11 protein-coding genes are annotated in these 13,793 nt (G+C 52.0%); 2 read left to right on the top strand and 9 right to left on the bottom strand.

Translation table 11 applies throughout. The annotated features are described in order from the left end of the window. Positions 1 to 37 precede the first annotated feature (37 nt). From bamA to rpsB, 9 genes are all read right to left on the bottom strand, one after another. Positions 38 to 2,437 carry an outer membrane protein assembly factor BamA gene (gene bamA / locus ACFQO0_RS13325; RefSeq protein WP_382235416.1) on the bottom strand — a complete coding sequence of 800 codons (2,400 nt, stop codon included), beginning with the start codon at positions 2,435 to 2,437 and terminating at the stop codon, positions 38 to 40. Positions 2,438 to 2,493: 56 nt separating this feature from the next. Then, the gene (gene rseP, locus ACFQO0_RS13320) at positions 2,494 to 3,861 is read right to left on the bottom strand and encodes an RIP metalloprotease RseP (RefSeq protein ID WP_382235414.1); all 1,368 of its coding nucleotides are present in this window, start codon (positions 3,859 to 3,861) and stop codon (positions 2,494 to 2,496) included. A 2-nt stretch (positions 3,862 to 3,863) separates the two neighbouring features. Next, complete coding sequence (ispC, locus tag ACFQO0_RS13315; protein ID WP_382235412.1) at positions 3,864 to 5,042, bottom strand: 1-deoxy-D-xylulose-5-phosphate reductoisomerase; 1,179 nt, start codon at positions 5,040 to 5,042, stop codon at positions 3,864 to 3,866. A gap of 19 nt (positions 5,043 to 5,061) precedes the next feature. Continuing rightward, on the bottom strand, positions 5,062 to 5,880 hold the full coding sequence (locus ACFQO0_RS13310) for a phosphatidate cytidylyltransferase (protein ID WP_382235410.1): 819 nt from the start codon (positions 5,878 to 5,880) through the stop codon (positions 5,062 to 5,064). Beyond that, entirely contained in the window at positions 5,874 to 6,638 is a 765-nt protein-coding gene (gene uppS, locus ACFQO0_RS13305) for a polyprenyl diphosphate synthase (protein ID WP_382235408.1), read from the bottom strand. Before uppS ends, ACFQO0_RS13310 begins: the two co-directional genes overlap by 7 nt. A 49-nt stretch (positions 6,639 to 6,687) precedes the next feature. Next, positions 6,688 to 7,248, bottom strand: a complete 561-nt coding sequence (gene frr / locus ACFQO0_RS13300; RefSeq protein ID WP_382235406.1) for a ribosome recycling factor — start codon at positions 7,246 to 7,248, stop codon at positions 6,688 to 6,690. A gap of 102 nt (positions 7,249 to 7,350) precedes the next feature. Further along, on the bottom strand, positions 7,351 to 8,067 hold the full coding sequence (gene pyrH, locus ACFQO0_RS13295; protein ID WP_382235404.1) for a UMP kinase: 717 nt from the start codon (positions 8,065 to 8,067) through the stop codon (positions 7,351 to 7,353). A gap of 186 nt (positions 8,068 to 8,253) precedes the next feature. Further along, positions 8,254 to 9,135, bottom strand: a complete 882-nt coding sequence (tsf, locus tag ACFQO0_RS13290) for a translation elongation factor Ts (protein WP_382235402.1) — start codon at positions 9,133 to 9,135, stop codon at positions 8,254 to 8,256. Positions 9,136 to 9,275: 140 nt separating this feature from the next. Further along, a complete protein-coding gene (gene rpsB, locus ACFQO0_RS13285; RefSeq protein WP_382235401.1) occupies positions 9,276 to 10,022 on the bottom strand; it encodes a 30S ribosomal protein S2 in 747 nt (248 codons plus the stop codon). A gap of 293 nt (positions 10,023 to 10,315) precedes the next feature. Here rpsB and map point away from each other — a divergent pair, with 293 nt between their 5' ends. Then, positions 10,316 to 11,152 (top strand): type I methionyl aminopeptidase, encoded by an 837-nt coding sequence (gene map, locus ACFQO0_RS13280; protein ID WP_382235399.1) that lies wholly within the window; start codon positions 10,316 to 10,318, stop codon positions 11,150 to 11,152. A 6-nt stretch (positions 11,153 to 11,158) separates the two neighbouring features. After that, positions 11,159 to 13,711: a [protein-PII] uridylyltransferase gene (locus ACFQO0_RS13275; protein ID WP_382235397.1), complete on the top strand. Its 2,553-nt coding sequence runs from the start codon at positions 11,159 to 11,161 to the stop codon at positions 13,709 to 13,711. Positions 13,712 to 13,793: the final 82 nt, after the last annotated feature.

The following is a 13,793-nucleotide window of genomic DNA, read 5'->3' as shown; positions in this document are numbered from 1 at the left end:
ATTTCGATTACCAGTTTTCTATTATGCCTTAAAGCGATTAGAAGCCTGTGCCCAACTGGAACTGGAATGCCTGGGTCTTATCACGTTGAAGCGGATCGCTACTGTCATCCGCATTCAACGGCTTGCCGAAACTCAACTTCAACGGTCCGATCGGCGATATCCAGCTTAAACCAATACCTATCGAAGTTTTCAAATCACCGCCAGCAAATCCATCGTCGTATACATTACCAGCATCAAAGAAGGTAAACCAACGCAAGCTGCGATCTGTGCCTGATCCAGGGAACGGAAATTGCAATTCGGCATTTGCAATCAGTCTGGAGGAACCACCCAATGGATCACCGTTGGCAGCCTTGGGACCCAGTGACGAACTCTCATAGCCGCGCACCGAACCGATACCACCGCCATAGAAGTTTTTGAAAATAGGGTAGGTTTTTCCGCCAAGTCCCTTACCGTAGTTGATTTCGCCATTCAATGCCAGCGTTGTACTACTACCAAACAAAGGTTTGAACCATTGATGCTGATAAGTCGCACGGAAGTAGTTCGAATCACCCGCAGGCGAAACCTCAAAATTGGCGCGCTGATAACGCCCTTTGGTCGGTACCAATGCACTGTCGCGATTATCACGCTGCCAAGCTGCTGTCAGAGGAATAGCCGTGGCGGAAGCATCATGCTGACCGTCTGAGAATGCGCTGCGCGGATTCGTGGCACTATTTGGCACACCGTTTATATCATCGACATAACGACGGTATGCGTCGGGACTATTGTTGTAACCAGCAACGTTTGTATAAGTCTCAACGCTGGTCTGCTCGAGACCAACACCAAAGAAAACCCTGTCATATTCTGAAAACGGTACACCGAACTTAATATTCGCACCGTTGGTACGAATACGGTAATCGCCTGTATTCACAGTTGGGGGGCGGGACGTGCGTGTAAAGATTTCGTAGCTGCGGCTGACGCCATCGTCGGTGAAATATGGGTTCGTGCTGGAGAATGCAATAGTGCGATTCAATTTACTGGTATTCACATCAATACCAACCGTATTACCGCTACCGAAAGCATTGGCCTGATTAATCGAACCACTCAACGACAGCTTGTCCGCACTGGAGAAACCGGCACCCAGCATGATGCTGCCAGTCGGCTTCTCAGTAACCGCGAGATTGACGTCGACTTGGTCGGTTTTACCTGGAACGTCCGGTGTTTCGACAGTAACGTCATTGAAGTAATCCAGACGATCCACGCGGTCGCGTGACATCTTGATTTTTTCGCCGTCGTACCAGGAATTTTCAAACTGGCGCAACTCACGGCGTATCACTTCATCGCGCGTCTTCGTGTTGCCGGAAATATTAATATTGCGCACATAAACGCGCTTGCCCGGATCGATCAATATTGTGAAAGCGACTTCTTTCTTTTCACGATCCAGTTGCGGATTTGCATTTACATTGGCAAATGCATAGCCGAAGTTGCCGAGACGCTCAGAAATATTTTTCGTGCTCGCGGTCAGTTTTTCACCGGAATAAACATCCCCTTTCTTCAATTGCAGCAGCGACTTCAATTCCTCTTGACGGCCAAACATTTCGCCTTCAAGTTTGACATCGGAGACTGTATATTTCTCACCCTCTTTAATATTGACGGTGATGTAAATATCTTTTTTATCCGGGGAAATCGAAACCTGCGTCGACTCGACCTGCATCTCGATATAGCCGCGATTCAGGTAAAAGGATTTCAGCGTTTCGATGTCGCCAGCAAGCTTTTGTTTTGAATATTGATCTGCCTTGGAGTACCAGGTGAACCAGCCCGGCGTACGCAGGCTCATCATCTTGGTCAATTCTTTTTCGGTGAACGCTTTGCTGCCGATGATATTGATGTTCTTGATGCGGGAAACATCACCCTCATCCACGGCGAAAGTAATCGATACGCGGTTACGTTCTATCGGCGTCACCGTCGTCGTGATGACGACGCCATAGAGACCGCGCGACAGGTACTGGCGTTTTAATTCCTGCTCGGCACGATCTACCAAAGCCTTGTCAAAGATACGTGATTCACCAACGCCGATTTCTTTCAGCGCTTTCGTTAACTGGTCCTTGTCGAATTCCTTGGTACCGGTAAATTCGACTTTGGCAATTGCCGGACGCTCTTCAACGAAGACCACCAGTACATCGCCTTCAACCTCGATGCGCACATCCTTGAAAAAGCCGGTAGCGTACAGCGCCTTGATGGCCTTCGCACCCTTCTCATCCGTGAACGTTTCACCCACCCTTACCGGCAGGTAGCTGAACACAGTGCCAGCCTCAGTGCGCTGAATACCTTCTACGCGAATGTCCTTTACAGTAAAAGGATCAGCCGCATGCACATAACCCGAGCACAATGCCAAGGTAGCAACAGCGATAAGGTGACGTGGAAAAGTCGGCAAAGAGAAACGCTCTGAATATAATTTCATTGGCTATCGTAGATTAAAGGCTACCAGACTCGGGTTCGTTATAAGACTTACCTGGTTCAGGAGATCAGGCGGTTAATGTCATTAAAAACCGCCACCAACATCAAGGTCATCAATATCCCTATTCCAGCGCGTTGCGCAATTGCGCCAAAGCGTTCAGACACAGGGCGACCCGTCAAAACTTCCACAGCATAATACAGCAAATGACCACCATCCAGCACTGGTATGGGCAATAGATTCATGACGCCTAAACTGATACTGACAAAGGCGATAAAACTGAGATAGCTGATCAGGCCTATACGCGCAGTCTGTCCTGCGTAATCCGCGATCGTGATCGGGCCTGTTACATTCTTCCATGACACCTCGCCGACGATCATCTTGCCGACCATCTTGAGCGTCATTGCACTGGTATCCCAGGTCTTCTGCACACCCTTGACCAATGCCGTAATCGGGCCGTGACTTGCCAGAACCATATCCGGCGACATAGGCACCTCAACCTTGATGCGGCCAAAAACCTGTCCGTCTTTGCTCACTTCTTCAGGTATGACATTCACGCTCAGCGCTTTGTCATTGCGCAAAAGATCGATTTTCAATGTTTTACCTGGCGATGCGCGCACTGCTTCCACCAGGGCAAGGCCATCCGGTATCGCCACGCCATTCACGGCAGTCACTAGATCGCCTGTCTGCAAGCCGGCCAGCATCGCAGGGCCGTCCGTAACCACCTGGCCCAGGATTGCGCGGGGGCGCGCCAAGTCAATCCCGAGTTTCACCAGGAAGTCGCCTTCCAGCTCTTCAGCAGAAATACTGTCGACCGGAATAGTGAGCACACTGATTAATTTTTCAGAAGGAGCCTGGGGATTCACACGCTCTACATCCAGCTTGACAGGTTGGTTGTTGATTACCCCTTGCACCATCTGCCAGCGCAAGTCATTCCATATCTGGATAGGTTCGCCGTTGACGGCGGTAACCAGTTCACCACCGCGCAAGCCCGCTTGATATGCTACCGTCTGTTCGGCAGGGGCGCGCAACTTCGGCGCAGGTTCTGGAATCCCATACAGGTAGAGACCGGCAAAAAGGAGGATCGCCAGTAGAAAATTGGCGAGCGGGCCGGCAGCCACAATCGCGATACGACGCCAAACGGATTGACGGGTAAATTCCCGTTTCATATCTTCAGGCGAAATGTGGCTCAAATCACCTTCCCGCGCATCCAGCATCTTGACGTAACCGCCGAGGGGCAAAACTGAAATCGCCCATTCCGTCTGGTCAGCGCCGAAACGACGTGAATACACGACCTTTCCCATGCCGACGGAAAAACGCAGCACCTTGACACCGCACCAGCGCGCGACCAGATAGTGTCCCAGCTCGTGCACGATAATCAGGACGCCGAGAACAACCGCAAATGCGAGTATGGTTTGGAGAAAGTGCATGCTTATATAAAAGAGTTGGCAATATCGCGCGCGCGCTGATCCTGCTCAAAAACTGATTCAATATCCATTACAGGACCCGAGGGCAAAGCGGCCATTACGCGTGCGATCAGTTGATCAATAACACGAAAACCGATACGACCATCCAAGAATGCCTGCACGGCAATTTCATTCGCCGCATTCATGATCGCTGGGGCCGAACCGCCCGCCTGCAATGCATCATACGCCAGTTTCAGGCATGGAAATCGGACCAGGTCGGGATGCTGGAAAGTGAGTTGCGCAATCTTGATCAAATCGATAGGTGCGACCCCTGAATCAATACGCTCCGGATAAGCCATTGCATGGGCGATAGGGGTGCGCATGTCGGGATTGCCTAATTGCGCCAGCACCGAACCATCGACATACGAGACCATGGAATGCACGACGCTTTGCGGATGGATGACGACTTCGATCTGGCTGGCCGGCACACCGAACAGCCAGTGCGCCTCTATCACCTCCAGGCCCTTGTTCATCATCGTGGCCGAATCCACCGAGATCTTGCGTCCCATCACCCATTTAGGATGGGCAATCGCTTCGGCGCAGGTGACCTGATCTAGGGTATTGATATCGCGATGCAGAAAAGGTCCGCCCGATGCCGTCAACAGAATTTTTTCTATCCCATGTTGCGATGGTGAACGTTGATCTTGCCCATGATATGCCGCCGGCATACATTGAAAAATAGCATTGTGTTCGCTGTCAATCGGCATCAGCGTCGCGCCACTGGCAGCAACCGCCTCCATCAACAGAGGACCCGACATGACCAACGCTTCTTTATTGGCCAATAATACTTTCTTGCCAGCACGGGCTGCTGCCAAAGTCGGGGCAAGTCCCGCCGCGCCGACAATCGCCGCCATCACGCAATCGCACTCTGGCGCACTGGCAACCTGGCACAAAGCGGCCGTGCCATAGGCGACGTCTGTTTGCAAGCCTTGCTGGCGCAGCATCGATTCCAGCTTTTGTGCGGCTTCTGCGCTACCGACAACCGCGATACTCGGCCGAAACTGCTCACACTGTGCAGCCAGTTCCTCGACGCGATTTTGCGCGGTGAGTGCATAAACACGGTAACGGTCAGGATGACGCGCGATGACGTCCAGCGTCGATACACCGATGGAACCAGTAGAGCCGAGTATTGTGACGTGCTGCATTTGTTGCTGCATCTGTGCCTTACATCCAGTAACCAACCAGCACCGCCAATGGCAATGTCGGGATCAATGCATCGAGTCTATCGAGCACGCCGCCATGACCGGGCAACAGATTGCTACTGTCTTTCATGCCGGCACGGCGCTTGAGTTGGGATTCAAACAGATCGCCGACTATGCTGGCGGCAACCATCAATATCAATATAGCCAGGAATCCAGCCCAGCCCCATTTGAGATAAAGCTGTACGGCAAATGTATCGTTCATGGCGGGCACAGCCAGTGTCACAGCGCCTGCGAGCAAGACCAGAATACCGCCACCAATCGCACCCTCCCACGATTTCCCTGGAGAAATCGAAGGCGCCAGTTTGCGCTTGCCGAAAGCCTTGCCGCTGAAATAAGCACCAATGTCGGCAATCCAGACCAGTGCCATCACCGAGAACATGTACAGCGTGGAACGATTGTACAAACTGAGTATGGCAACGAATGCGCCAAGCACTGCGATACCGTAAATCCCGGTAAGCAAGCGGTTACGCAAGCCATCAAGCGGAGGCAATCCAAATGCCAGAGATGGCACCAGACGCAGAGCCCAGATCGCTACGCAGATGGCATACAGCAACACGCTTTGTTTGAAACTGGCTGTCACCACAAGATAGGTAAATGCAGCAGTCCACAACACTGCGCCAAACACCGGAAATTTATTGCCGAACAGGCGTAGACATTCCCACGCAGCGGCGGCAAAGAAGACACCGGTAAAGACGGCAAAGACGATAAATGAGCCAGAGAAAATCGCCAGTAACAGCACTGCCAGCAAAATCAATGCAGTGATGACGCGCGTTTTTAGCATTTGGCCGCCGGAGTTTGCTCAGTCAATTGGGCGCTGGTGCGGCCAAAGCGTCGTTCACGCTGCTGATAGGATGAAATTGCCTTTTCCAACGCAGCCGCATCAAAGTCTGGCCAGTAGGTATCGGTAAAATACAGCTCAGTATATGCAAGCTGCCACAGCAGAAAATTCGAAATGCGTTCTTCGCCGCCGGTGCGTATGAACAGATCAGGTTCTGGCGCATACGCGAGTGACAGGTATGGCGCCAGTTGCTCTTCGCTGAAATTGCTTGCGCCGGGGTTGGCTGCCACCATCTGATTGACAGCCTGCATGATATCCCAGCGGCCACCATAGTTGGCGCATATGGTCACCGTCAAACGATTGTTGGCAGCGGTCTTGCGTTCCGCACTGGCGATCATCTTTTGTAATTTTTCGTCGAAACGCCCGAGATCGCCGACAATTTTCAGACGTATGCCGTTCGCATGCATCTTTGACACTTCACGTTCCAGTGCCGTCACGAAAAGGCGCATCAGCAATGACACTTCGTCTTCGGGACGACGCCAGTTTTCCGAACTGAATGCAAAGAAGGTGACGTACTCGACACCTTGCACCGCACAAGCCTCGACGATACCGCGAACGGCTTCTACACCCTTGACGTGACCCGCCACACGCGGCATGAAACGCTTGGTCGCCCAGCGCCCATTGCCATCCATGATGATGGCAATATGACGAGGCACCAGTGATACGTCCGGCACGACCTGGGTTGAGCTTGACGATGTCATGGATGGGAGACCAGAAATGAAAGGAGTGACAAAAGAATCGAGAGCCGACTCAAACTGTCAGCACTTCTTTTTCTTTTTCGACGACCATTTTGTCGACTTCCAACACAAACTTGTCGGTCAGCTTTTGGATTTCGTCCTGCGCGCGACGCTCGTCATCTTCCGAGCAGGCTTTTTCTTTCAAAAGCTTTTTCAGTGTCTCATTGGCGTCGCGACGAATATTACGAATCGCGATTTTTGCATCTTCGGCTTCGCTCTTTACCAGTTTGACCATTTCCTTGCGGCGTTCCTCAGTCAAAGGTGGTGTCGGTACACGGATCATTTCGCCCTGGGTTGATGGATTCAAGCCGAGGTCAGCATCACGAATCGCTTTCTCAACAACCGCAACCATTTTCTTTTCGAAAGGTTGAACACCGATCGTACGCGCATCGACCAGCGTCACGTTGGCAACCTGCGTCAAACTGGTTGGGTTACCGTAATACTCAACCATCACGTGATCCAATATGCCGGTGTGAGCGCGGCCGGTACGTACTTTTGCCAAATCTGCGCGCAAAGTCTCGATCGACTTTTGCATTTTTTGATCAGCAGTCTTTTTTGCTTCTGCAACAGTCATTACTGTTCTCCTCTTCTACTGCGAGTTAAACGAAAATTGAATTCGCTGAACTCAACTACATTCAGCGAAACTTATATATGAATTCGCTTATGAATACGTATTTTATACGTGTACCAATGTGCCTTCATCTTCACCCATGATCACGCGTTTGAGCGCGCCGGGCTTGACGATGGAGAATACTTTGATCGGCAGCTTCTGATCGCGACACAATGCAAATGCGGTCGCATCCATCACCTGCAAATGCTTCGAAATGGCTTCATCGAAAGTGATGGTTGAGTAACGCGTTGCATCCGGATCCTTGTTTGGATCTGCGCTGTACACGCCATCGACTTTGGTCGCCTTCAATACGATTTGCGCACCGATTTCCGAGCCGCGCAAGGCAGCTGCGGTATCAGTAGTGAAGAATGGATTGCCGGTACCGGCTGCGAAGACAACAATCTTGCCCTCTTCCAGATACTGCAATGCCTTGGGGCGAACATACGGTTCGACGACCTGTTCAATCGCAATCGCCGACATCACGCGTGCGGTGATGCCAGCCTGACGCATCGCATCGGCCAGTGCCAACGAATTCATTACAGTGGCCAACATCCCCATGTAATCTGCCGTGGCGCGGTCCATACCTTGCGCACCTGGCGCCACACCGCGGAAAATATTGCCGCCGCCGATCACGATTGCCAGTTCCACACCCAATTTCGCGACTTCCGATACATCGGCCACCATGCGTTCGATCGTGGCGCGATTGATACCGTACGGGTCATCCCCCATCAACGCCTCACCCGAAAGTTTGAGAAGAACGCGTTTGTAGGCTGGGCTTGTCATGGGCAGGGTTCCTTGTTTTATCCGGTTTTACTGAGGCGATGGTTTTACTTCAGTTCTTACCAGATTCTGCTTCAGCATCGCCATATTGTGGATGGCGATGCTGAAGCAAAATCATCATTATTGGCGCACATCGAAGCATACTTGATGGCGCTAAAAAAACGGGCCTTCCGGCCCGATTTTTTTCGCTTACGCCTGTTTTGCTGCTGCAACCTGTGCTGCAACTTCTGCAGCAAAGTCGTCCTGCTTCTTCTCAATGCCTTCACCCACCACGTACATCGTGAACGCTTTCACAGTGGACTTGGTGTCTTTCAACATTTGTTCGACGGTTTGCTTGTCGTTTTTAACAAATGTCTGGTTGAGCAAGGAGACTTCTTTCAGGTATTTCTGTACCGAACCCTCAACCATCTTGGTGACGATTTCAGCTGGCTTGCCCGATTCGGCAGCTTTCAATTCTGCAACCGAACGCTCTTTAGCGATCAATTCAGCAGGAACGTTGTCTGACGACAAGGCTACCGGCTTCATAGCTGCTATATGCATGGCGACATCTTTACCGACTTGTTCGTCAGCGCCATCGAAATCGACCATGACGCCGATACGGGTGCCGTGCAGGTAGGAGGCCAGTTTGCCAGTCGTTTCAAAACGCTGGAAACGACGGATAGACATGTTCTCGCCGATACGACCGATCAACGCAGCGCGTTGGGTCTCAACCGTTGAGCCATCAAGCGGCAATGCCGACAATGCAGCGACGTCAGCCGGATTGTGTTCAGCGATCAACTTGGCACAAGCATTAGCCAATGCCAGGAATTCGTCGTTTTTGGTGACGAAGTCGGTTTCGCAATTCACTTCAACCAATGCACCAACGTTGCCGGACACGAAAGTAGCGACAACGCCTTCAGCTGTAACGCGGGAAGCGGCTTTCGATGCCTTGCCACCCAGTTTGACGCGCAGGATTTCTTCTGCCTTGACTGGATCGCCATCGGCTTCCGTCAATGCTTTTTTGCATTCCATCATAGGTGCATCGGTAAGCGCACGCAGTTCACCAACCATTGCTGCAGTAATAACGGCCATTACAATCTCCTAACAATTCCTGAAGAGCGAACGTCGTTCTGACGCGCTCTATCTTATTACGTTCAAAATGTGCTCGAAAAAAAGGGGCGAACTGCTGTTGCCCCTTCATTTCTGACGCTCAAACCATCAGAGCCAGGGTATTAAGCCTGCTCGCTGACCTCAACGAAGTCGTCGCCGCCCTTGATCGATTCAACCAGATCGTTAGTCGCGGTAGCGCGGCCTTCGAGGATTGCATCTGCCACGCCGCGAGCGTACAACATGATCGCTTTGGACGAATCATCATTACCTGGAATAACGTAGGTAACGCCTTCTGGGGAGTGATTGGTATCAACCACGCCAATAACCGGGATACCCAGTTTAGCTGCTTCGGTGATTGCGCCTTTGTGGTAACCGACATCAACCACGAAGATTGCATCAGGAATGCCGCCCATGTCCTTGATGCCACCAATGGATTTTTCCAGCTTGATTTTTTCGCGTTCAAACATCAGCGCTTCTTTTTTGCTGAGTTTTTGCACGGAGCCGTCTTCGATCAACGCTTCCAATTCCTTCAAACGCTTGATCGATGTCTTGATCGTTTTGAAGTTGGTCAGCATACCGCCCAACCAGCGTTGGTCAACGTAAGGCATGCCAGCGCGCGCTGCTTCAGCGGCGATGGTTTCACGCGCTTGACGCTTGGTGCCAACGAACAGCACGGTGCCGCGATTTGAAGACAATTGTTTGATGTACTTCATCGCCTCCTGGTACATGCCCAGGGTCTTTTCCAGATTGACGATATGAATTCTGTTGCGATGGCCGAAAATGTAAGGGGCCATCTTTGGGTTCCAGAAGCGGGTTTGGTGACCGAAATGGACACCGGCTTCCAGCATTTCACGCATAGTTACGGACATAATTTTCTCCAGGGTTGGGGTCTGGAATCTGCTCAGTCACCGGACTCAGACTGATTTCAGTCTTGATTTCAGGCACCCTTTTCGAGCGGATTCGCGATTTACAAAAAATTTTGCTTGAAAACCAATTCAGGCAAGCCCGAGATTCTACCCTGAAATAGCCGTTTGTTTCAAGTACCGCGCCACTTTCGTGGGCGAATAAGTGGGCGCTCGTCTATAATTCCCTATCTATTTTTAATTCATGCTGGCAATTCAGCGAATAACGCAGCATCTAACTCAGAATTTTTCAGCTTCCCATGAGCAATATATCAATTAAAACTGCAGAAGATATCCAAGGCATGCGCGTTGCCGGCCGGCTAGGCGCTGAAGTCCTGGATTACATCACCCCTTTCGTCAAAGCAGGCGTGACTACTGGCGAGCTGGATCGTCTTTGCCATGAGTATATGGTCAATGTACAAGGCACCATTCCCGCGCCGCTGAACTACTGCCCGCCTGGCTACACGCCCTATCCGAAAGCAATTTGTACATCTGTCAACGATGTGATCTGCCACGGCATTCCGGGTGACAAAGTATTGAAAAACGGCGACTCGGTCAATCTGGACATTACCGTCATCAAGGACGGTTATCACGGCGACAACAGCCGCATGTTCCTGATCGGCGAACCGTCGATCCAGGCAAGGCGCCTGAGCGAAGTAACTTATGAATGCATGTGGCTGGGTATCGCGAAGATCAAACCGGGCGCGCATCTGGGCGACATCGGCTACGCGATTCAGCAGCATGCGGAAAAAGCCGGTTACAGCGTCGTGCGCGAATTCTGCGGCCACGGCATAGGCAAGGTATTCCACGAAGAGCCGCAAGTTTTACATTACGGTCGTCCCGGCACGCTGGAAAAACTCGCCGCCGGCATGATCTTTACTGTCGAGCCCATGATCAACGCTGGTCGTCGCGAGATCCGCGAAATGGGCGATGGCTGGACCATCAAAACCAAGGATCGCAGTCTTTCCGCGCAATGGGAACATACGATACTGGTGACGGAAACCGGTTATGAAATCCTGACGCAATCGACCGGCACACCGCCACCGCCTGCGTTTATCGCGCCGCCAACAGACATCCCACAACCTGCCAACGTCTGATTATCCATGCCGTCATTTGCCATCGAACTGAAAGAACAGCTCAAAGCCGAACGACAAGCCGTCATTGATCAATTTCTGCAAGATGGCAAAGCAGAACAACTGCTGACACATTTAAAAGACAAAGTCGACAGCGCCCTTTCGAAGGCATGGACGACGTTTGACCTGCCGGCATCGGCCGCCCTGGTCGCGGTCGGCGGTTATGGTCGCGGTGAGTTATTTCCACACTCCGATGTTGATGTCCTGATACTGCTGCAGGATGCGCCCGACGAAGCACTGCAAGGCAAGCTGGAAGAACTGATCCAGTTGTTCTGGGACATCGGACTCGAAATCGGCCACAGCATACGCACCATTGATGAATGCCTGTCGGAATCCGCTGCCGACATCACCGTACAAACCAGCCTGCTGGAAGCCCGCCTAATCATGGGCAACAAGGCGCAATTTGAATTATTGAAAGAACGCTGCGACGCCGCAATGGATCCGCGGGCTTTTTTTCAGGACAAAACGCTGGAATTGCGCCAGCGCCATGCCAAGTACGAAGATACCCCTTACAGCCTGGAACCGAATTGCAAGGAAAGTCCGGGAGGCTTGCGCGATTTGCAAGTGATCTTGTGGGTTGCGAAGGCGGCCGGCCTCGGCGACTCGTGGCCGGCCCTGGCAGAGCGCGGATTGATCACGCCTACCGAAGCGCGCCAGCTCAAGCAAAAGGAACGCGCGCTCAAGGATGTTCGCATCCGCTTGCATATCATCGCCAATCGTCGCGAAGATCGATTGGTATTCGATATCCAGACTGCAATTGCTGAATCCATCGGCTTCAAGTCGACAGAAACGCGCCGCGCCAGCGAATATCTGATGCAGCGTTACTACCTCGCGGCCAAAGCGGTCACGCAACTGAACGCGATTCTGCTGCAAAATATCGAAGCGCAATTATTCCCACAGATGACGTCACCGGTCGCGGTCAACGAGCGCTTCAATGAAGTGAACGGTTTTATCGATATTACGCATGACGATACTTTCGAGGTGACACCGTCGGCCATGCTGGAAGTTTTCCTCCTGTTGTCATTACATCCTGAATTGAAGGGCATGACCTCGCGCACCTTCCGCGCGTTGTGGCATTCGCGCTTCAAGATCGATAACAAGTTCCGTCGCGATCCGGCGAATCGCGCGCTGTTCATGAAAATCCTGCAGGCACCGCAAGGCATCACGCATGCACTGCGCAGAATGAACCAGACCAGTGTGTTGGGCCGCTATCTGCCGAACTTCCGCAAGATCGTCGGCCAGATGCAGCACGATCTTTTCCATGTGTATACGGTCGATCAGCACATCATGATGGTGGTGCGCAATGTGCGGCGCTTCATGCTGAGCGAGCATGCGCACGAATACCCGTTTTGCAGTCAGCTCGCCGCCGACTTCAATAAGCCGTGGCTACTGTATATCGCGGCGCTGTTCCACGATATTGCCAAAGGTCGCGGCGGCGATCATTCGCAACTGGGGATGGAAGATGCACGCAATTTTTGTGTGGATCATGGCTTGTCAGTTGAGGACACCGAGATGGTTGTATTCCTTGTCGAGAATCATTTGACGATGTCCCAGGTCGCACAAAAACAGGATTTATCCGACCCTGAAGTCATCCGCACATTCGCCACGCTGGTCAAGGATGAACGTCATCTAACTGCGCTGTATTTGCTGACGGTGGCCGACATACGTGGCACCAGCCCGAAAGTCTGGAACGCCTGGAAAGGCAAGTTGCTGGAAGATCTGTATCACATGACCTCACGTGTGTTTGGCGGGCAAGCACCGTCGGCCGATCGCGAGCTCAAGAATCGCCAGGAAGAAGCACTCAAGTCCTTGCGCCTGTTCGGCCTGTCGGACAAGGCGCATGTAAAGTTATGGGAACAGCTCGACGTCGTCTATTTTCTGCGCCACGATGCGGCCGATATTGCATGGCAGACGCGCGTGCTGTACGACAAAATTGACAGCGCAACACCCGTGGTCAAATGTCGCTTGGCACCAATAGGCGAAGGCCTGCAGGTAACCGTCTATGTCAAAGATCAACCCGATCTGTTCGCACGTATCTGTAGTTATTTCGACCACAAGAATTTCAGCATTCTCGACGCGAAGATTCACACCACCAAACATGGTTATGCGCTTGATACGTTCCTGATTACCGAGCCTGCGTTCGCCGATAGCTATCGCGATTTGATCAGTTTGATTGAGCATGATCTGACCAAAATGCTGACTGTACAAAGTGATCTGCCTTTGCCCAGCAAAGGTCGCTTGTCACGCTTGTGCCGTAACTTCCCGGCGACGCCGACCGTCGATCTGCGGCCTGATGAACGGGGCCGATATTATTTGCTGACCGTGTCCGCCAATGACAGAAATGGTTTGCTATATTCAATCGCCAATGTACTGACCAAGTACAAAGTCAATCTGCATACTGCCAAAGTCATGACGCTGGGCGAACGTGTCGAAGACGTCTTCCTCATCGATGGCCCGGCCCTGAACAATCCACGCAGCCAGATCCAGCTCGAAAGCGATCTGCTGGATGCATTACGCGTCTGAAGTCGGCATTCGTGTCACCGTCTTGCTCAGACTGGATATCCAGCGCTGCCTTCCATCACTATTTTTAATTTTATAAAACGTA

It is taken from the genome of Herminiimonas aquatilis (genome assembly GCF_042665175.1).
Classification (GTDB): Bacteria; Pseudomonadota; Gammaproteobacteria; order Burkholderiales; family Burkholderiaceae_D; genus Oxalicibacterium; species Oxalicibacterium aquatilis.
Note: the sequence above shows the minus strand (reverse complement) of the source record. Positions and strands in the feature narration are given on the sequence as shown.

Bases quoted from the DNA above. Each gene is read 5' to 3' on its own strand.
- frr (WP_382235406.1), bottom strand. From the start codon at position 7,248: ATGACTGTTGCAGAAGCAAAAAAGACTGCTGATCAAAAAATGCAAAAG.
- pyrH (WP_382235404.1), bottom strand. From the start codon at position 8,067: ATGACAAGCCCAGCCTACAAACGCGTTCTTCTCAAACTTTCGGGTGAG.
- ACFQO0_RS13275 (WP_382235397.1), top strand. From the start codon at position 11,159: ATGCCGTCATTTGCCATCGAACTGAAAGAACAGCTCAAAGCCGAACGA.
- bamA (WP_382235416.1), bottom strand. From the start codon at position 2,437: ATGAAATTATATTCAGAGCGTTTCTCTTTGCCGACTTTTCCACGTCAC.
- tsf (WP_382235402.1), bottom strand. From the start codon at position 9,135: ATGGCCGTTATTACTGCAGCAATGGTTGGTGAACTGCGTGCGCTTACC.
- ACFQO0_RS13310 (WP_382235410.1), bottom strand. From the start codon at position 5,880: ATGCTAAAAACGCGCGTCATCACTGCATTGATTTTGCTGGCAGTGCTG.
- map (WP_382235399.1), top strand. From the start codon at position 10,316: ATGAGCAATATATCAATTAAAACTGCAGAAGATATCCAAGGCATGCGC.
- ispC (WP_382235412.1), bottom strand. From the start codon at position 5,042: ATGCAGCACGTCACAATACTCGGCTCTACTGGTTCCATCGGTGTATCG.
- rseP (WP_382235414.1), bottom strand. From the start codon at position 3,861: ATGCACTTTCTCCAAACCATACTCGCATTTGCGGTTGTTCTCGGCGTC.
- uppS (WP_382235408.1), bottom strand. From the start codon at position 6,638: ATGACATCGTCAAGCTCAACCCAGGTCGTGCCGGACGTATCACTGGTG.
- rpsB (WP_382235401.1), bottom strand. From the start codon at position 10,022: ATGTCCGTAACTATGCGTGAAATGCTGGAAGCCGGTGTCCATTTCGGT.